Origin of the sequence: Streptacidiphilus monticola (genome assembly GCF_042658505.1) — a bacterium.
Lineage (GTDB): Bacteria > Actinomycetota > Actinomycetes > Streptomycetales > Streptomycetaceae > Streptacidiphilus > Streptacidiphilus monticola.
This window is the reverse complement of record NZ_JBHSQJ010000109.1, coordinates 1-17,758: the sequence shown is the minus strand read 5'-3', so window position 1 is coordinate 17,758 and position 17,758 is coordinate 1. Positions and strand designations below refer to the sequence as shown.

The 17,758-nt window shown below is 73.6% G+C and carries 15 protein-coding genes and 1 pseudogene; 7 read left to right on the top strand and 9 right to left on the bottom strand.

Annotated features, from left to right (window positions below; genetic code table 11):
- Positions 1–232: 232 nt before the first annotated feature.
- The gene (locus tag ACFP3V_RS24355; protein ID WP_380587330.1) at positions 233–961 is read right to left on the bottom strand and encodes a hypothetical protein; all 729 of its coding nucleotides are present in this window, start codon (positions 959–961) and stop codon (positions 233–235) included.
- Positions 962–1,068: 107 nt separating this feature from the next.
- A complete protein-coding gene (locus ACFP3V_RS24350) occupies positions 1,069–1,554 on the bottom strand; it encodes a MarR family winged helix-turn-helix transcriptional regulator (RefSeq protein ID WP_380587327.1) in 486 nt (161 codons plus the stop codon).
- A 148-nt stretch (positions 1,555–1,702) separates the two neighbouring features.
- On the opposite strand from ACFP3V_RS24350, the gene ACFP3V_RS24345 reads away from it, so the two are divergent.
- Positions 1,703–3,157: an MFS transporter gene (locus ACFP3V_RS24345; protein ID WP_380587325.1), complete on the top strand. Its 1,455-nt coding sequence runs from the start codon at positions 1,703–1,705 to the stop codon at positions 3,155–3,157.
- Positions 3,158–3,228: 71 nt separating this feature from the next.
- Here the strand turns inward: ACFP3V_RS24345 and ACFP3V_RS24340 are convergent, their stop codons facing one another.
- The 3 genes from ACFP3V_RS24340 to ACFP3V_RS24330 all read right to left on the bottom strand — a co-directional run bounded on the left by ACFP3V_RS24340 (position 3,229) and on the right by ACFP3V_RS24330 (position 6,191).
- A complete protein-coding gene (locus ACFP3V_RS24340) occupies positions 3,229–4,188 on the bottom strand; it encodes a DUF4331 family protein (protein WP_380587323.1) in 960 nt (319 codons plus the stop codon).
- A 110-nt stretch (positions 4,189–4,298) separates the two neighbouring features.
- A complete protein-coding gene (locus tag ACFP3V_RS24335; protein ID WP_380587321.1) occupies positions 4,299–5,534 on the bottom strand; it encodes a ScyD/ScyE family protein in 1,236 nt (411 codons plus the stop codon).
- Between the two features lie 171 nt (positions 5,535–5,705).
- A complete protein-coding gene (locus ACFP3V_RS24330) occupies positions 5,706–6,191 on the bottom strand; it encodes a GreA/GreB family elongation factor (protein ID WP_380587318.1) in 486 nt (161 codons plus the stop codon).
- A gap of 383 nt (positions 6,192–6,574) precedes the next feature.
- Between ACFP3V_RS24330 and ACFP3V_RS32115 the strand changes: the two genes are divergently transcribed.
- From ACFP3V_RS32115 to ACFP3V_RS24320, 3 genes are all read left to right on the top strand, one after another.
- Complete coding sequence (locus ACFP3V_RS32115; protein WP_465270110.1) at positions 6,575–6,652, top strand: hypothetical protein; 78 nt, start codon at positions 6,575–6,577, stop codon at positions 6,650–6,652.
- Positions 6,653–6,802: 150 nt separating this feature from the next.
- Positions 6,803–7,912: a PP2C family protein-serine/threonine phosphatase gene (locus ACFP3V_RS24325; RefSeq protein ID WP_380587315.1), complete on the top strand. Its 1,110-nt coding sequence runs from the start codon at positions 6,803–6,805 to the stop codon at positions 7,910–7,912.
- Between the two features lie 96 nt (positions 7,913–8,008).
- Entirely contained in the window at positions 8,009–8,635 is a 627-nt protein-coding gene (locus ACFP3V_RS24320) for a hypothetical protein (protein WP_380587312.1), read from the top strand.
- Between the two features lie 69 nt (positions 8,636–8,704).
- Here the strand turns inward: ACFP3V_RS24320 and ACFP3V_RS24315 are convergent, their stop codons facing one another.
- Entirely contained in the window at positions 8,705–9,148 is a 444-nt protein-coding gene (locus tag ACFP3V_RS24315; RefSeq protein ID WP_380587309.1) for a Fur family transcriptional regulator, read from the bottom strand.
- Positions 9,149–9,399: 251 nt separating this feature from the next.
- On the opposite strand from ACFP3V_RS24315, the gene katG reads away from it, so the two are divergent.
- On the top strand, positions 9,400–11,628 hold the full coding sequence (gene katG / locus ACFP3V_RS24310; RefSeq protein WP_380587332.1) for a catalase/peroxidase HPI: 2,229 nt from the start codon (positions 9,400–9,402) through the stop codon (positions 11,626–11,628).
- A gap of 774 nt (positions 11,629–12,402) precedes the next feature.
- On the opposite strand, the gene ACFP3V_RS24305 is transcribed toward katG, so the two are convergent.
- The 3 genes from ACFP3V_RS24305 to ACFP3V_RS24295 form a co-directional block, all read right to left on the bottom strand.
- Positions 12,403–13,197, bottom strand: a complete 795-nt coding sequence (locus ACFP3V_RS24305) for an SAM-dependent methyltransferase (RefSeq protein WP_380587306.1) — start codon at positions 13,195–13,197, stop codon at positions 12,403–12,405.
- Between the two features lie 348 nt (positions 13,198–13,545).
- The gene (locus ACFP3V_RS24300) at positions 13,546–14,397 is read right to left on the bottom strand and encodes an ROK family protein (protein WP_380587303.1); all 852 of its coding nucleotides are present in this window, start codon (positions 14,395–14,397) and stop codon (positions 13,546–13,548) included.
- 182 nt (positions 14,398–14,579) lie between these two features.
- Entirely contained in the window at positions 14,580–16,046 is a 1,467-nt protein-coding gene (locus tag ACFP3V_RS24295) for an APC family permease (RefSeq protein ID WP_380587300.1), read from the bottom strand.
- A gap of 142 nt (positions 16,047–16,188) precedes the next feature.
- On the opposite strand from ACFP3V_RS24295, the gene ACFP3V_RS24290 reads away from it, so the two are divergent.
- The gene (locus ACFP3V_RS24290) at positions 16,189–17,379 is read left to right on the top strand and encodes an ROK family transcriptional regulator (protein WP_380587298.1); all 1,191 of its coding nucleotides are present in this window, start codon (positions 16,189–16,191) and stop codon (positions 17,377–17,379) included.
- Between the two features lie 106 nt (positions 17,380–17,485).
- Positions 17,486–17,758: pseudogene (locus tag ACFP3V_RS24285) on the top strand (hypothetical protein); the annotation flags it as partial.

The window sequence follows — 17,758 nt, the reverse complement described above, 5'->3', positions numbered from 1 at the left end:
GGCGCCGACGACGTCCTCGGCCCCCGGACGGTCCGGCCCGCCTGAGGCGCGCACCCTGGCGTCCGCCTGGCGATGCCGCCCGCTGGGGCCGCTCGCCGCGCCGACCGGTCGTGCGCGCCAGGGCGGCGAGAACGGCCGGAGCCGGAGCCACGCCGCCCGGCCTGCCGCTCCGTTCACCCGGCCGTCCGGTCGGGCCCGCGTGCTGCGGTCGGATGCGGCTGCCGCCCGGGACTCAGGGCGCACCCGTCGTCAGCGTCCAGAACCGCTCCGTCAGTTCGGCCTCCTGGCCGCCTGCCGACGGGCCGGACGGCGGGGGTGACGGCGCGGTAGCGGGGGTGTGGCTGGAGCCCCACGGCAACTGCGCGGTGCTGACCTGGGAGGAGAGGGCCTCCAGGGCGAATGCCACGATGTCCGGCGTGAGCGTGGGGACCAGCGTCCACACCTCGTCCGCAAGCGAGCGCCAGCGTCCGGCCACCGCGCGCCGCAGCGCCGCTTCCAGCCGGGTCCCGTTCCCCGTGGCGGCGACCAGCTCACGGGGCGTCAGCTCCAGCGCCGCTGCCAGGCGTTGGGTCTGCTCGGGATCGGCGGGCCAGCTGAGCGCGCCGCGCTCCAGCGCGGCCACCTGGTCCTCCGCCAGTCGCAGTCGGCGGGCCAGTTCGGCCCGCGAGAGGTCGCGGCAGAGCCGCCACTCGCGCAGCGAGTCCGGCGGGCGGGTCAGCAGCAGGGCCACGGGGCACCACAAGGCCCTTGCCAAGGCCAGGAGTTGCTCGTCGTCGGGGCAGGCGTGACCGCCCTCCCACGCCTCGACGTCGTGGGGCGTGGCCCGCACCCCGTGGTACGACAGCGACCAGGCCAGCTGGTCGACGCCCAGGCCCAGCGTCCGCCGCGCCTGCCAGGCGGCCAGCGGCGCGAACGGGAGGACGGGCGGCTGCCGGTGGCGGTCGTGACGTCGCAGGCGCATGCGCCCAGAAGCTACGGGTCCGCGCCGGTCCCGGCCTATCGGACGATCCACCACCTTTCGCCCCACCCGCCGCCGCCCGCCGTCGGACGAAGCACCGAGGGACCCTCTCAGGTGCGCAGGGCCCGGACCTCCGCGGGGCCGGTCGCCCCGTCCTCCGGTCGCGGCCACGGGCGGCCGGCCAAGCGCTCGATCCCGGCGTTGAAACGGCGCAGGTAGGCGGCGAACCCGGCGATGTCCTCGTCCGGCCAGTCGTGCATCACCCGGTCCAGGGCGTCCACGATGCCCTCACGCTCCTCGGCCAGGATGGCCGCCCCCCGCTCGGTGAGGCGGAACCTGCGGGCGATGCTCCCGGCGGGGTCCGGGATCCGCTCCAGAAGCCCGGCGCGGGTGGCGGCGGCGGTCTGCCGGTTCACGGTGGAGGTGTCGAGGCCGAACGCGTCGCTCAACTCCCCGATCGTCATGGGTCCCTGCATGCCGATGCGGCTGAGCAGGATGTAGGCGCTGCGCTCCAGCCGTGCCGTGCGGTGGCTGGCGAGCGCATAGCGGCCGAGCAGCATCTGCTCGTACTCGACCTGGTACGTGGGCCTGCTCATCCGCCGTCCGACCTCCTGCGCTGATCCCGCTCCCGCTGCCCTGCCGCAATTGTGCACCCGGCACATGATGTGCATGACGCACTTCATGTGTAGCATGCACAACGACCGACGACGACGCTCCACCCCTCCGCCAGCCAAGGAAGCCCGTATGGAAGCCCAACCCCTCTCGGCCCGCACGGGCGGAGTGGTCACCACTCTCGCCCTCGCGGGCACCGTGGCCGCGATCATGCAGACGCTGGTCACCCCGCTGATCGCGGAACTGCCGCGGATCCTGCACACCAGTTCGTCGAACGCCGCATGGGTGATCACGGTGACCCTGGTCGCCGGCGCCATCTGCGTGCCGATCTCGGGCCGGCTGGGCGACCTGCTGGGCAAGCGGCGGATGCTGCTGGCCTGCGCGGTCCCGCTGGTCGCCGGCTCCGTGGTGTGCGCCCTGGCCTCCTCCGTCGTCCCGATGATCGTCGGACGCGGACTGCAGGGCATGGGCATGGGCATCATCCCGCTCGGCATCGCGCTGCTGCGCGACGTCGTCCCGACCGAGAGGCTCAGCTCGTCGATCGCTCTGGTCAGCGCTTCCATGGGCATCGGCGGCGGCCTCGGGCTGCCGATCTCCGCCGCCGTCGCGCAGTACGCGAACTGGCGTGTCCTGTTCTGGAGTTCGGCCGTCCTCGCGCTGCTGATCGGGACGCTGATCTGGTTCCTGATCCCGGACGTCCCGGCCGGCGCCAAGGGGCAGCGCTTCGACCTCTACGGCGCGCTCGGCCTCGGCGTGGGACTCGCCTGCCTGCTGCTCGCGGTCTCCAAGGGCGCCGACTGGGGCTGGGGCTCCGGCACCACCCTCGGCCTGTTCGCGGGCGCGGTCGTGGTCCTCGGCGCCTGGGGCGCCTGGGAGTTGCGCACCCGCGACCCGCTGGTGGACCTGCGCACCACGGCCCGGCCCCGGGTGCTGATGACGAACATCGCCTCGGTCTTCGTCGGATTCGGCATGTACGCCAGCATGCTGATCATGCCTCAGCTGCTGCAGTTCCCGAAGGCCACGGGTTACGGCCTGGGGCAGTCGATGCTGGCGGCCGGCCTGTGGATGGCGCCCGGCGGCCTGATGATGATGTTCGTCTCCCCGCTCGGCGGGAAGCTCTCCAACGCGCGCGGGCCCAAGTTCACCCTGGTCTCCGGCGTGCTGGTGATCGCGGCCGGGTACGGCGTCTCGCTCGCGCTGATGGAGTGGTCGTGGGGGATCATGGTAGCCGGAATGGTGATCAACAGCGGGGTCGGCCTGGCCTACGGCGCCATGCCGGCCTTGATCATGGGCTCGGTTCCGCTCGCCGAGACCGCCGCGGCCAACGCCTTCAACACCCTGATGCGCTCGCTCGGCACGTCCATCGGCTCAGCCGTCGTCGGCGTGGTCCTCGCCCACCTGACCACCAGCATGGGCGGCTACACCTTCACGTCCGAGTCCGGCTTCCGGGCCGGCCTGGTGGTCGGCTGCGGCGTGGCTCTGGTCGCCGCGGCCGTCGCCGCGCTCATCCCCGCCGGGAAGCCGCCGGTCGCGGCCCCGGGGCAGGCCGCCCGTGAGGCGGACCAGGCGGCCGCCCCCGCCGCCTGACGGTCCGTCACACGTCGCCGCCGCCGGTCCAGGGAAACCCCGGACCGGCGGCGGCGACGTGTCCGCCCCGGTCAGCCGACCGGGTGGGGCGTGCCCAGGTACGGAAAGACCGTCAGCAGGTCGGTGTGGGGCGGGATGTGGTCGTCGTCGATCTTCCCGTGGGAGATCATCGCGAGCCGCGCCGAGGTCACGTCGTCGGTCAGCCTGCGCCCGTTGGGGTAGCCGACGGGAGCGGTGCGGTCGTAGCGCAGGACGTCGGGGAGCACCGTCCGCAGGGCCTGCTCCGCCTCCGCGGCGGAGTAGCCGCCGGTGTGCGCGAGGACGGCTGCCCAGGCGTCCTTGTAGGTGTCCCAGTCGTCCGCCGGTTCGCCCGCGTTGTACTTCTCCTTGACGTCCTCGGCGTTGAAGTAGGCCGTGAGGGAGGGATGCGCCCCCCGGTCCACGGAGAGCAGGCCGCCGTTCTGACGCAGGCTCACCCGTGCCCACACGCCGACGGGACCCTCGCCGAGCTCGCCGTCGTCCACCTCGAGGACGATGCCGAAGACGTTCTTGTCGATGCCGAAGTCCCGCCCCGTCCACTGGAAGTCGTTGACGATGCCGTCCAGGTCGGCGAAGAACGGGTCGCTGCGCAGCCCCGCGAAGAAGCGGTAGCCGCCGCTCTGCACCAGGCTCGGCCGGTGCCCGAGGTCCACGGCCGCCTCGGACACGACGACCTGGCCGCCCGCGTCGTGCTGCTGTGCCTGGGCTCCTTGGGCCCGGTGCACGGTCGCGGTCTGGTGGCCGTCCGCCGGCTCGGAGAAGGTGAAGCTGTAGGCGAGATCCGCGCGGTGGTCCCCGTCGGTGTCGATGTTGATGCGGTAGACGGCGTCGGGGTGGAAGAACTCGCCCTGGGTAGGGGCGAACGGGTTGACGTTCATGATCAGCACGGTCCGGCCGGGATCGGCCGCCAGGAAGACGAAGAGGTCCGTCAGGTCGAGCCGCGCGTCGCCCTTGGGCGAGCGCAGGTTCGGGCCGCTGAGGTGGTGGGACATGTTCTCGCTCCTTGCGGATGGCAGGCCGCGGGCGCACTGCCGGAGAGGGGGCCGCGGTACCAGCGGAGCACGGCCGCGGCCCCCGCGCGCGTCGGCGGTCCGACGAGGCGTCAGCCGCGGCGGGCCGCCTGCTGGTCGCGGCTCAGCGGCACCGAGCGGGCCGTGTCGCCGCAGTCGTCCGAGGTGATGCGGACCACCTGGCCGCCGGTCGAGCACAGCCCGGGGCCCATGCCGGAGACCGGGGCGATGCTGCAGTTGGACACGTAGACGGCGCCGTCGCGGCCGACCGCCAGGCCCGAGGGGAAGAAGAGCTTCCCGACGCCCAGACGGGTCCGGTGGCCGTTGCGGTCGATCCGCACCACGTCGCCGGCGGGGTTGCCGCTGGGGGTGGGGTTGAGGCCGGCGGTCTGGAACTCCGTGGCGTAGAACGCGCCGTCGGGACCGAAGCCGCAGCCCTGGACGGTGGTCAGGCCGGTGGCCCAGACGGTCGGCCGGTGGCCGGCCGCGATGCGCCAGATGCGGGCGTGGCCGGGGGCGGGGTTGCCGCCCAGCAACTCGCCCACGTACAGGGCGCCGTCGGGACCCCGGCTGACGCAGGTGGGCACGGCGTCGCTCGGCGAACCCTTGGGGACCGGGAAGAAGTCCCGCACCACCGCCTTGCCGCCGCGCTTCACCTCGGTCAGCACGTTGGCCCCGGCGTCCGCGACGTAGAGGTGGCCCTCGGAGGCCAGCACCGCGTTGGGGTTGGCGTCCGGGAAGTCATGCGGCGCCAGGTGCACCCGGGTGGAGGTCCAGGTCCAGTCCTGGTCCCCTACGTTGGAGAGGGTGCGCATCCGGCCGTGCCGGTCGACCTGGACCAGGCGGCCGAGTTCGCGCAGCGCGGCGTTGCGCAGGTTGTTCGGGATCGCGCCCTTGGGCGGCACCTCGTGGGTGTTGAGGCCGAAGAGGCCGAAGAAGGAGCCGTCCCGGCCGCGGGACACGGACACCGCGCCCTCGGCCCCGACACCGCCCGGACCGGAGGCGGAGATCAGGCCGGTGACGATGCGCCTGACGGAGCCGTTGCGCCCCACCTTGTCGAACGAGCCGGTCAGCCCGACGCAGGTGCTGCCGGCCTCACCGCCGGGAACGCAGACGCTGCCGCCGGACCCTGCCTCGGCCAGGTACAGGCCGCCGTCCGGGGCCACCGACAGGCCACGGGGGTTGCCCAGGTGCTCGGCCACGACGGTCACGTCGGACCCGGACCGGTGGCCGCCCGCCGCGAGCGCCCCCTGCGGGGCGGCGAGACTCAGCGCACCCGCCAGCGCGGCGGTGCTCAGAGCGGCGGTCAGGGCGTTTCTTCTCCTCATGCGGGCTCCTCGGGTGGGGGAGAGGGAGGTGACAATCCGTCAGGATCTGGACGGAAGGCCACTTTTCACTCATGCACCATGCGCATCCCGCGTCGCGCGTATGCAGTCCGCGCCGAATCCCACTCCCTTGCCCGACCGGGCCCCGGCTACTCCCTCCGATCCTCCCGGCGATCAGCCGCCGTCGCCCTCGCCCGCGGTCTCGCCGATGGACAGGATCTCGGCTCCCGCCGGGCCGCCAGGCGTCTCGTACTGCACGGCCTCCCCGGCCCGGCGGCCGAGCAGCGCCAGGCCCAGCGGGCTGTCCGCGGTCACCAGGGTGTGGTCCAGGCCCTCCGCCAACTCGCCGATGGCGACCGTCTCGACGACGCCGTCGGAGTAGCGGACGGTGACCGTGCTGCCCACGCCGACCTCGTCCGTGCGCGGGGCCCCCGCTTCCGCCGCCTGGCGCAGCCGCAGCTCGAGCTCGGCGATGCGCGAGTCGAGCCGGGCGACGTCGGTGGCGCGCTGCAGCTCGTCGGCCTGGTCGGCGGCGTCGCCCGTCGCGTCCGTGCTGCCCAAGGTGCCCGCGACGGCCCGCCGTTCGGCCTTGAGGCCGTCGAGTTCCGCCTCGATCGCCCGCCGGGCCTCGGTGCTGATGGGCTCGGGTTCACTGCTCATGGCTGCTCCCTGGACAAAAGCCTCAGGACAGGTGTTTTCGGAGCGTAGCAGTGCGACTCAGGGCCTGTCCGGCGGATCTTGCCGGATCAGCCCGCGCCGGTCCCCCCCCCCACACCCTTCGGGCGGGAGGTGGTGCCGGGTGTGGCCGGATCCAAGGCGGCGGAGCGCCCTCGTACGGGACGCACCTGGGCGTTTCGCCAACGCAGGGTGGGGCACCTCCCGCCGGAGGTTGGGGGGAGGCCGTGCCTGGGGGCACCCTCCCGCCCGAAAGGTGGGCGAGCGACGCGGGCCCGGGAAGATCCGCCGGACAGGCCCTGGCGGTCGCGGGCCGGGACGACCGGCCGGAAGCTGGTGGGGCAGGCAGTACGCCGAGAGGAGGAGCCATGTCGTCCAAGCGTCGCCGCAGGAAGAAGGCCCGTCGCAAGCACGGAGCCAACCACGGCAGGCGTCCCGCCACCTGAGCGGACGCGCTGTGCCGACCGCACCGTGCCCCGGCGTCGACCACCCGCCCGAGGCGGCGGCACCGGGGCACGGCGGCGCCTGACGGCGCGTCAGCCGGGAGGCGCGCTCCCTCGGATGCACGCGACCGGGACGGGCCGCACAGTGGGGGCATGGGTGTGCGCGAGCGTGGGGGCGGCGGCCGGCCGTGGCGGCCGAGCTGGGCGCTGGTGCTCCTGCCGATCGCGTTGATCGTGCTGATCGTCGTGATCGACGTCCAGTCGCCGACCAGCATCCACCTGGGACCGCTGCTGGTGATCGCACCCGCGTTGACCCCGTCCTTCGCCGGTCCCCGGACCACGGCCGCGGTCGGGGCCCTGGCGGTCGCCGCCCAGGTGTTCATCGCGGCCGTGCACGGGGGGCTCGCCACCGCCAACCACATGGCCCAGATCGGCGCGGTCGCCGCGCTGTCCGTCCTGATCTACGTCTTCACGGTGGTCCGCGAACGCCACAGCCGCAGGCTGGCCCGGGCCCAGTCCGTGGCCGAGGCCGCCCAGCGCGCCCTGCTGAGACCGCTGCCGGAACGCATCGGGCCGCTGCACATCGCCTCGGCCTACCTCGCGGCCGAGGACGAGACCCAGATCGGCGGCGACCTCTACACGGCGACCCGGGCCGGGGCCGGAACCCGGATCCTGGTCGGGGACGTGCGGGGCAAGGGCCTCGCCGCGGTCGGCGAGGCCGCGCTGCTGCTCAGCGCGTTCCGGCTGGTCGCGGGCCAGGCCGCGTCGCTGACCGAGCTGGCCCGGCTGCTGGACCGTCATGTGCAGCGCTACCTCGTCGACTTCGCCGAGACCGGCGACGAGACGGGCGAGCACTTCATCACCGCGCTGCTGCTGGATCTCCCGGACGCCGAACCCGTCGCCAGGATCACCAACTGCGGCCACCCGCCCCCGCTGCTGCTGCGCCACGGCACCGCGGTCGCGCTCGACGGTGACGAGGCGGCGCCCCCGCTGGGCGTCCAGGCTCTCGCCGGCGTCGGCTACCCCAACTCCACCGTCGCCTTCGACGGGGACGCCACACTGCTGCTCTACACCGACGGCGTCACCGAGGCGCGCGGCGGCGACGGGGCTTTCTACCCGCTCGCCGAGCGCGCCGCGCGCTGGGCCTCCTGCGCGCCCGACACCCTCGTCGCCCACCTGCGCCGCGACCTGCTCGCCCACAGCGGCGGCCGCCTCGGCGACGACGCCGCGCTGGTCGCCATCCGCCGTGCGACGGGACATTGACATCCCGTCAGGAAGCGCCCCGTGACGTCCTGTCGGCGAGCACCTGCCCCGTCCGCCCTATACTCACCGGCCAAGATCCACTGGCAGGGGGACAGGGTGTACGGACACGGGGTCAGCGTGGAGTCCGGTGGGACCACCCTCCGGGGCAGCACGCTCCATCCGCCGTGCGAGATCGTCTGCTGCCTGGCCGGGGCTCGCGAGCTGACCCCCGGCCAGGCGCGGCTCGCCGCCGCCGTGCACGCGTCGGGGCATGCCGCCGTCGGCCGCGCCCAGGGCATGCCGGCGCCCGCGCTACGACTGGAGTCCGGGGCGGCGTGCGCCGACTGCGGGGCCCGGCCGCAGCTGGTTCCGCGCCGCGGCCGGGGCGGCCGTCCCGTCGAACTGCCCGGTCTGCTGGTCTCGCTGGCGGCCGGAGTCCAGGCGGAGCTGCTCTGGCTGGAGCGGGCCGGCCTGTTCACCGGGACCCGCGCCTGGTGCGCGGAGGCCGCCGGGCTCGACGACCAGGAGCAGGCCCGGCACGCGGCCGCCCGGGCCGGGGTCGAGCTGGCCTACGAGCGGCCGGGGGACGCGCCCTGGCCGTGGAACTACCGGCTGCAGGAACTGCGCGCCGTCCGGCTGCTGGACGAGCGGTGGCCCGCGGTCACCCGGCTGGCCGAAGCGCTGGACGCGGCCGGGGACCTGTCGGCGGTCGAGACGGCCCGCCTGCTCAGCTGGGGCTGTTGACGACCGCACCGGCCCCGTGACGCATCGTCAGCCCTCCACTGACGACCGCACCGGCCCCGTGACGCGTCGTCAGCCCTCCACCGCGGCCGGGGACTCGGCCGCCGTCGCGCAGTCCGGACACAGCCCGCGGTAGGTGACCTCGGCCTCGGTGACGGTGAAGCCGAAGCGCTGCTCCACCGGCAGCCCGGCCAGCGGGTCGCCCGCCGGCTGGACGTCGCGGATGGTGCCGCAGGAGGCGCAGACCAGGTGGTGGTGCGGCCGGTGCCCGTTGGGGTCGTAGCGGCGGGCGCGGCCGTCGGTGGCCACCTCGGTGACTTCGCCGAGGGCGACCAGTTCGCCCAGCGTGTTGTAGACGGTGGCACGGGAGATCTCCGGCAGCCGCCGGGCCGCGCGGGCGTGCACCTCGTCGGCGGTCAGGTGCACGTGTTCGCCGTCGAGGACCTCCGCGACGACACGCCGTTGGGAGGTCATCCGCCAGCCGCGCTCGCGCAGGCGCTGCAGCAGGTCACTCACGATCGCTCCACTGTCCGGTTCGGGCGGGCACTGCCGGTTCTCACTGGGTTCGTTCTTGACTTAGACAGTGTCCATCGTAGGATCGGTTCCGACGATAGCAAAGGGGCAGGACGTCCCCGTCCGGGCTGGTGAGGCGTGTCGTGTCGCCGCAGCGGCCGAACGGTGGTCGGATGGCCCCTGGCCCGACTGTCCCCTCGTCCGCAGTCCCCAGAGCACCGAGATCGGCCCGGCCCGGAAGGAATCCCATGTCTGTGCCCGAGAACCCCGACGCACTCGTCACCGACGCGAAGACGGAGGGCGGTGGCTGCCCGGTCGCGCACGGACGGGCGCTGCACCCGACGCAGGGCGGCGGAAACCGCCAGTGGTGGCCCGAACGGCTCAACCTGAAGATCCTGGCCAAGAACCCCGCCGTCGCCAACCCGCTCGGCGAGGACTTCGACTACGCCGCGGCCTTCAAGAGCCTCGACCTGCCCGCCGTGAAGCAGGACATCGCCGAGGTCCTGACCACGTCGCAGGACTGGTGGCCCGCCGACTTCGGCCACTACGGCCCCTTCATCATCCGGATGGCCTGGCACAGCGCCGGCACCTACCGGATCAGCGACGGCCGCGGCGGCGCCGGGGCCGGCCAGCAGCGCTTCGCGCCGCTCAACAGCTGGCCGGACAACGCCAACCTGGACAAGGCCCGCCGCCTGCTGTGGCCGGTCAAGAAGAAGTACGGCAAGAGCCTGTCCTGGGCCGACCTGATGATCCTGGCCGGCAACGTCGCGCTGGAGACCATGGGCTTCCAGACCTTCGGCTTCGGCGGCGGCCGCGAGGACGTCTGGGAGCCGGAGGAGGACGTCTACTGGGGCCCGGAGACCACCTGGCTCGGCGACGCCCGGTACACCGGCGACCGCCAGCTGGAGAGCCCGCTCGGCGCCGTGCAGATGGGCCTCATCTACGTCAACCCCGAAGGCCCGAACGGCAACCCGGACCCGATCGCGGCGGCCCGCGACATCCGCGAGACCTTCCGCCGGATGGCCATGAACGACGAGGAGACCGTCGCCCTCATCGCCGGCGGCCACACCTTCGGCAAGACCCACGGCGCCGGCCCCGCCGACAACGTCGGCGCGGACCCCGAGGACGCCCCGCTGGAGCAGCAGGGGCTGGGCTGGAAGAACAGTTTCGGCACCGGCAAGGGCGGCGACACGATCACCAGCGGCCTCGAGGGCATCTGGACCAACACGCCCACCACCTGGGACAACTCCTTCTTCGAGATCCTCTTCGGCTACGAGTGGGAGCTGTTCAAGAGCCCGGCCGGCGCGTTCCAGTGGCGTCCGAAGGACGGCGCGGGCGCGGGCACGGTGCCGGACGCGCACGACCCGTCCAAGCGCCACGCCCCGACCATGCTCACCACCGACCTGTCGCTGCGCTTCGACCCGGTCTACGAGCCGATCTCGCGCCGCTTCCTGGAGAACCCGCAGGAGTTCGCGGACGCCTTCGCCCGGGCCTGGTTCAAGCTGACGCACCGTGACATGGGCCCGGTCGTCCGCTACCTGGGCCCGGAGGTGCCGACCGAGGTGCTGCTCTGGCAGGACCCGCTGCCCCCGGTGACCCACCCGCTGGTGGACGCGGCCGACGTCGCCTCGCTCAAGGAGCAGGTCCTCGCCTCCGGCCTGACGGTCGCTCAGCTCGTCTCCACCGCCTGGGCCTCGGCGTCCACCTTCCGCGGCAGCGACAAGCGCGGCGGCGCCAACGGCGCCCGGATCCGGCTGCAGCCGCAGAGCAGCTGGGAGGTCAACGACCCGGACCAGCTCGCGCACGTGCTGCGGGTGCTGGAGGGCATCCAGCAGTCCTTCAACTCCGCGCAGAGCGGCGGCAAGCAGATCTCGCTGGCCGACCTGATCGTGCTGGCCGGCGGCGCCGCGGTGGAGAAGGCCGCCAAGGCCGGCGGCGTGACCGTCGAGGTCCCGTTCACCCCGGGCCGCGCCGACGCCTCGCAGGAGCAGACCGACGTCGAGTCCTTCGCGGCGCTGGAGCCCACGGCGGACGGCTTCCGCAACTACGTGGGCAAGGGCAACCGCCTGCCGGCCGAGTACCTGCTGCTCGACAAGGCCAACCTGCTCACGCTGAGCGCGCCGGAGATGACCGTCCTGGTCGGCGGCCTGCGCGTGCTGGGCGCCAACCACCAGCAGTCCTCGCTGGGCGTCTTCACCGAGACCCCGGGCGTGCTGACCAACGACTTCTTCGTCAACCTGCTCGACCTGGGCACGACCTGGAAGCCGCTGGCCGACGGCGACACCAGCACCTTCGAGGGCCGGGACGCCTCCGGCCAGGTGAAGTGGACCGGCAGCCGGGCCGACCTGGTCTTCGGCTCCAACTCCGAACTGCGCGCCCTCGCCGAGGTCTACGCCAGCGACGACGCCAAGGAGAAGTTCGTCCGGGACTTCGTCTCGGCCTGGGCCAAGGTCATGGACCTGGACCGCTTCGACGTCGCCTGAGGCTCCCCGAGTCTCCCTGGGCGTCACCCGCGACCGTGTGCCCCGGTCGGCCCGCGAGGGCCCGCCGGGGCACCGGCGTATACGGCGCCAGCGCACCGCCCGAGCAGGCGCCCGCCGGCCTCCCCTGCCGAGCCCTGACCCTCCGCCCCCTGACTCCACCGCACCCCGGCCCCTGCGGGCGCGGGCGGCCATCCGTCCGCTGGCCAGGCGGCGTTGGGGCCCTTGGGGCGCGTCGGGCGGCTGCCCGGCCGCTGGTTTGGGTCGCCCCCGCGGCCGCTCCGGGGCGCGGGCGTCCAGCTGTCCATTGGCCAGGCCGTGTTGGGGCCCTCAGGGCGCGGCGGGCGGCTGCCCGGCCGTTGGTTTGGGTCGCACCGCGGCCGCTCCGGGGCGGGCGTCCATCCGTCCGCTGGCCAGGCGGCGTTGGGGCCCTTGGGGCGCGTCGGGCGGCTGCCCGGCCGCTGGTTTGGGTCGCCCCCGCGGCCGCTCCGGGGCGGGCGTCCATCCGTCCGCTGGCCAGGCGGCGTTGGGGCCCTTGGGGCGCGTCGGGCGGCTGCCCGGCCGCTGGTTTGGGTCGCCCCCGCGGCCGCTCCGGGGCGGGCGGCCAGTCGTCCACGGGCCAGGCCGCGTTGGGGCCCGCTGGGTCCTGGGCACGGCGGCCGCCCGGGCGGCCGGGAACCATTGCCCCCTGGGCTTGGTCCCCCCGAGCCGCGGCGGCCCGGGGGACCACCCCCTGCCCGCGCCGGGGCTGGCCTCTCGCCCCCGCGAGCGCGTGGGTCAGGGGATGCGGACCACGGCCGCCAGCGCGGAGCCCAGCGTGGCCGGTTCCGGTTCGTCCGCACGCCACTTGACCGTCGGGACCAGCCCGGGCTCCAGCAGCTCGTAGCCCGCGAGCCACTCCGCCACGGCGGCCGGGGAATGAAGGGTCAGCGGCGAGGACGCGTTGGCGTAGACGGCCTCGGCCTTTGCCACCTCCTCCGGAGGCAGCGTGCCCGCCGAGGCGATGGAGAGCGCCAGGTAGCTGCCCGGGGCCAGGCGCTGCGTGTAACGGCGGATCAGCGCGGCCGGGTCCTCCTCGCGGCGCACGAAGTGCAGCACCGAGACCAGCAGCAGCCCCACCGGCTCGGAGAAGTCGACGGCCTTCTGCAGCTCCGGGTCGTCGAGGACCTGCTCCGGCCGCCGCAGGTCGCCGTCCACGGCGCTGACACCGACGTCCGCGCGCAGCGCTCGCGTGTGCGCGAGCACCACGGGGTCGTTGTCCACGTACACCACCCGCGCGTCGGGTTGGTGCCGGCGGACGATCTCGTGGACGTTGGGGCTGGTCGGGATGCCGGCCCCGACATCCACGAACTGGCGGATGCCGCTCCGCGCGAGCAGCTCAACCGCGCGCACCAGGAACCGGCGGTTCGCCTGTGCCAGCTCGCGGGTGCTGGGCTGGAGCGCCATCAGGTTCTCCGCCGCGGCCCGGTCCGCGGCGAAGTTGTCCTTGCCGCCGAGGATGTAGTCGTAGATCCGTGCCGTGCTGGGCACGTCCGGGTCGAACCCCCGCGTGCCGCCGTCCGCTTCCGACATCCGCCCACCCCTCGTGGCCTGGCCTGCTGGCTGACAGTCGATCAAGTGCGGGATGCAGTCTAGGCGTTGCCTGCCCGGTCCGCGGGCAGCGGTGGACTCCGGCGGCCGCACCGGCTCATTCACGGGCATCCGCCAAGGCAGTACCGTACCGATTAAGTAAAGTTCCCTTACTGTACTCCGGGTCGGAGGTCACCTTGCCACGACGTCCGCGCAACCTCGCCCTCGCCGGCGCGCTCGCCGCGCTCGCCCTGATCACCGCGCCGACGGCCGGCAAAGCGGCCCCCGCCCCGCGTCCGTCCTACTGCCGGCGACCGCCCCGATCGTGACCTACTACCGGGTCCACCCAAGTCACCTGGCCTGCGGGATCCTGCCCCCGGAGGCCGTCCCCTCCAGCGCGAGGGCCACGGCCCCATGCAGCGAGGCGTCCCGCAGAAACCGGGCGGGGCGGACCTCCGGGGGGAAGGGCACCCGGGCGGCGAGCGAGCGCGTCAGCGCGGGCACCACGGTCCCGGCGGCGGCCATCATGCCGCCGCCGAGCACGATCCGCTCGGGGTCGGCGAAGACGCAGAGGTTCCCCAGCGCCGCGGCCAGCAGCTCCAGCGCGGCCGCGACCAGCTCCCGGGCGGCGGTGTCGGTCCGGCCGAACAGCTGATCCGCCGTCACCTCCTCGCCCAGCAGGGCGCTGGCGCGCTCGCCCAGCCCCTTGCCGGCCACCGCCTCCTCCAGGGGCGCGCGACCGGCGGCGACTGCACCGGCGGGAGCCCCGCCCGGGTCCATGTAGCCGATCTCCCCGGCGGCCTGGTGCGCCCCGGCCAGGACCTGCCCGCCCACGACGATCGCCGCGGCGATGCCGGTCCCCAGGCTCACGTACAACCCGAGGTCGGCGCCTCGCAGCGCCCCGAGGCGCGCCTCGGCGAGTGCCCCGGCCCGGACGTCGTTGGCGACGGCGACGGCGGGGACGCCGAACTCGCCGGCGAGCCGGTCGGCGAGGGCCAGGCCCTCCCAGCCGGGGAGGTTGGGCGTCAGCAGGATCCGGTCGGGCCGGATGACGCCCGGGGCGACGGCCGCCCAACTGCTGACGGTCCGTCCGAAGTCCCGCCGGGAAGGCCTCCAGCCCCCGTACCGCCACCGCCGTCCGCTCCAGGACCTGGTCCGGCCCGCGCTCGGCGCGGGTGTCGAGCCGCTCGCGGGCCAGGACACGGCCCTCCAGGTCGGCGAGGGCGATCTCGGTCTTGGTTCCGCCGAAGTCGACACCGATGACCGAGCGGGAGGGATCAGCGACCATGAAGGGGTCCTCGAGGACGGCCCGCCCGGCACCGGAGAGGTGGGCCGATCCGGCAGGACCGGCGGTGCCGGGCGGGGGAACGACGTTGCGCTGGCGGTCAGTTCGCTGAGGCGACCGGTTCGGCCCGCTGGGCGGCCAGGTACTCCTCGCGGATCTCCTTCGGGCCGAAGGGCCAGGTCTTCTCGACCCGCGACCAGATCAGGTAGGCGACCGCGCCGAGGGCGACCCAGACCAGCGACCACTCGATCGGGTGGACGCCGGGGTTGGCCTTGTCGGCGTAGCCGTAGATCACCAGCCACCCGATCCCGGCGACCACGCTCGGCAGCGGGTAGAGCAGCATCCGGTACGGCCGCCGCAGTCCCGGCTGCCGTCGCCGCAGCACGCTCACCGCCGCGATCTGCGCCAGCGCCTGCACGATCACCATGACCGTGGTCAGCAATGTGATCAGCACCGAGAGCGGCGGGTGGGCGGCCGAACTGCCCACGTGCCGCGCCAGCAGGAAGCCGGCGGCGGTCACCACGCCCATGGTCACCAGGCCCAGCACGGGGAAGCGGTGCCTCGGGTGCAGCCGGCCGAAGGACTTGAAGAAGACCCCGTCCCGTGCCGCGTCGAACGGCACCCGGGAGCCGCCCAGCAGCCCGGTGAAGACCGAGGCGAAGGCCGTGATCAGGATGAGCACCGTCACCGTGTCCGCCGCGCCCTTGCCGAGGGTCTTCTCCAGGACCGCCGACGCAACCGACTTGGAGGCGACGTTGTTCGGGTCGAGCATGTCCTGCCAGTGCACCACGCCCAGCACGCCCACCTGCAGCAGCAGGTAGATGCCCATGATGGCGACGATCGCGTAGACGATCGAGCGCGGCAGCACCCGGCCCGGGTCCTTCACCTCGGCGCCGAGGTAGGCGGTGGTGTTGTAGCCGAGGTAGTCGTAGATGCCGATGGTCAGCCCGGACGCGAAGCCCAACCAGAAGGATCCGTGGGTGAGTTCGACGGCGTGCGCGGGCCAGGTGAACGCCAGTGACGGGTGGAAGTGGGTGAACGCCGCGAGGATGACCGCCCATACGGAGACGATCATCACCGCCCACATCGCGACGGTGATCCTGCCGATGTTCTCGACCCGCCGCCACAGCAGCAGTACGACGAGGGCGCAGACGCCGAGGCCGACGAGGTCGCCCTGACCGGTCGTCATGCCCGGCCACAGGTAGCCGAGGTACTGCACCAGGCCCTGAACGCCCGTCGACATGATGAGCGGGATGAACAGCATCGCGGTCCAGACGAACAGGAACGGCATCAGCCGGCCGGTCCGGTACTGGAAGGCCTCGCGCAGATAGACGTAGGTGCCGCCGGAGCCGGGCAGTGAGGCGCCCAGCTCGGCCCAGACCAGACCGTCGGCGAGGGCGAGCAGGGCGCCGACGATCCAGCCGATGACGGCCTGAGGGCCGCCGAAGGCCGCGACCATCAGCGGGATCGTCACGAACGGCCCGATGCCGCACATCTGGCTCATGTTGATCGCGGTCGCCTGGAACAGGCCGACCCTTCTGGACAGTCCTGCTGCGTCGTCGGACACGGCTGCCTCCGCGGGGGCGAGGAGAGAGGGAGTGGAAGTAAAGTTAAATATCTTTACTAAGATCGTCAAGACGTCCGGTCAAGGAAGACGTCCGGCGATTGCCTACAGTGGGGCCCGGGACGGACGAACCGAGCGGAGGACCGTGGACGAGCAGCCCTGGAACCGGCAGCGCCTGCGCAGCAACAACGAGTGGCTGCTGCTGGAGCACCTGCGCGCCGCCGGCCCCGCCTCTCGGGCCCAACTCGCGCGCGACACCGGCCTGTCCAAGCCCACCGTCTCCAGCGCGCTGGCCGCGCTCGAGGAGCACGGACTGGTCCGCGAGGCCGGCACCCTGGTTCCCGAGCGGGGTCGCACGGCCGTCCTCTACGAGCCGGATCCCACCGCCGGATACGTCCTCGGCATCGACATCGGCCGGGCCCGGCTGCGCGCGGCGGTCGCGGACCTGTCGGGGGAGGTGCTGGCCCGGATCGACCTGCCGAACGCCGGGCGCCCCGCCACGGCGGTCGCCGACGCCGCCGCCCGGGCGGCACGGCAGGTCGTCGAGTCGGCCGAGGTGCCGATGGACCGCGTGGTCCACGCGGCCGTCGGCTCTCCCGGAGTCTTCGATCCGGAGGACGGCCGGGTCCACTACGCGGTCAACCTGCCCGGCTGGGGGCGGGCGGGTCTGGTCGACCGGATCGGCGAGCAACTGGGCGGCGGCGTCGAGCTGTCCGTGCACAACGACGCCAACCTGGCCGCACTGGGGGAGTACGCCTTCGGCGCCGGGCGGGGCAGCCGGCTGTTCGTCTATGTACTGGTCGGCACCGGCTTGGGCGTCGGCATCGTCGCGCGGGGCGAGCTGTTCACCGGTGCGCACGGCGCTGCGGGTGAAGTCGGCTTCCTGCCACTGTCGTTGGGCGCCTCCGACGGGCTCGCCGAGCCCCCGCGACGGGGGGCGCTGGAGGAGGCGGTCTCGGCGGACGCCGTGGTCCGGGCCGCGAGGGAGGGCGGCCTCGCGGGACGGCTGACGGCGAAGCGGGTCTTCGACGAGGCCCGGTCCGGCAATCCGGCCGCCGTCGCCGCGGTGCGGCAGGAGGGCGAGCGGCTCGCCCTGGTTGTCGCGGGCGTGTCCGCCGTCCTCGACCCGGACCTGGTCGTCCTCGGCGGCGGAGTGGGTCACAGCGCGGACCTGCTGCTGACCACGGTCCGGGACGGGATGGAGCGCCTGACTCCGCTGCGCCCCACCCTGGCGCCCAGCCAACTCGGCGACGACGCCGTCCTGTTGGGTGCCATCGCGACCGCCCTGCGGGTCGCCCGCCCCCAGGTCTTCGACCGGCGGACCGGCGGCCGGTAGGGCTCCTGGGAGATTCCTGTGCTCGAGGGGTTGACGAGTGCACGCTCGATTAGGAAAGTTTCCTAACCAAGAAGCACCATCGGCAGCTCCTCCCTCTGGAGACCAGATGATGTCGCACAGGCACCACCCCCTCGGCCGGTGGCTGGCCGGCACGGCCGCGACCGCGTGTCTCGGCTTCGGGCTCACCGCGACCGCCGCCGTGGGCACCGCGCACGCCGCCACCGCAGCGCACCCCTTCCCCGCCCATGTCACCTACGCCCAGGGCGTGTTGCCCTCCGCCTCGCAGGCGTCGCGCGACGCCGCCGTGCAGAAGCAGTACGACTCCTGGAAGTCGGCCTATCTGGTGCACGGCTGCGCGAGCAACGAGTACTACGTCTCC